The 238-nt window shown below is 42.0% G+C and carries 1 protein-coding gene; it reads right to left on the reverse strand.

The window, feature by feature from the left end; genetic code table 11:
* A partial coding sequence (locus tag CWB85_RS22240; RefSeq protein WP_502705333.1) for a ribonucleotide reductase barrel domain-containing protein occupies positions 1-238 on the reverse strand: 238 nt, incomplete at both ends.

The following is a 238-nucleotide window of genomic DNA, read 5'->3' on the forward strand; positions in this document are numbered from 1 at the left end:
ACGCTTTCATCAAATAATATTTAATCGCTTCGAACGGTTTATGCGTTAGTGCTTTCGCACTGCCATCAGAATAACGCTTACCGTTGTTAGCAAGGTAATAGGCATACTTGATCTCACCTATTCCTAAAGTACGTAGACCCATAGTGGGATTTCTTGCCGCAGGAACTGGGTAGTCTTGTAAATCAAGTAAGTTCTCTAAGGCGCGTAAGGCAAGCTCTGCTAATTCTTCTAGTTCATC

This window comes from Pseudoalteromonas sp. S1727, assembly GCF_005886375.1.
Taxonomy (GTDB): domain Bacteria; phylum Pseudomonadota; class Gammaproteobacteria; order Enterobacterales; family Alteromonadaceae; genus Pseudoalteromonas; species Pseudoalteromonas haloplanktis.